The organism is Pediococcus ethanolidurans (assembly GCF_001437405.1).
Classification (GTDB): Bacteria; Bacillota; Bacilli; order Lactobacillales; family Lactobacillaceae; genus Pediococcus; species Pediococcus ethanolidurans.
On the sequence record NZ_JQBY01000064.1, the window covers coordinates 1 to 460 of the forward strand.

Annotated in this window: 4 tRNA genes; all 4 read right to left on the reverse strand. The window is 47.4% G+C overall.

The features are described from left to right. Positions 1-77: 77 nt before the first annotated feature. Positions 78-152, reverse strand: a tRNA-Asp gene (locus tag IV87_RS10820). Between the two features lie 11 nt (positions 153-163). Further along, positions 164-236 (reverse strand) — tRNA-Val (locus tag IV87_RS10825). A gap of 7 nt (positions 237-243) precedes the next feature. Beyond that, positions 244-316 (reverse strand) — tRNA-Glu (locus IV87_RS10830). Between the two features lie 14 nt (positions 317-330). Beyond that, positions 331-420 (reverse strand) — tRNA-Ser (locus tag IV87_RS10835). Positions 421-460 lie beyond the last annotated feature (40 nt).

Below are 460 nucleotides of genomic sequence, written 5' to 3' on the forward strand. Positions count from 1 at the left end.
CTTCAATCCGTTGCTCTACCAACTGAGCTACTGCGCCATAAACAAATGATATAAAATAAAAGGCTATTTTATTTTAACGGTTCCAACGAGACTCGAACTCGTGATCTCCTGCGTGACAGGCAGGCGTCCTAAACCAACTAGACCATGGAACCATAATTTTAAATGGAGAGTACAGGGCTCGAACCTGTGACCCTCTGCTTGTAAGGCAGACGCTCTCCCAACTGAGCTAACCCTCCATAAAAATGACCCGTACGGGATTCGAACCCATGTTACTGCCGTGAAAGGGCAGTGTCTTAAACCACTTGACCAACGGGTCATACTTAATTACAACGGAGAGTAAGGGATTCGAACCCTTGAGACGGATAAATCCGTCTACATGATTTCCAGTCATGCTCCTTCGGCCAGCTCGGACAACTCTCCATATCATTAACTCCGGCAGGCGGACTCGAACCGTCGACAA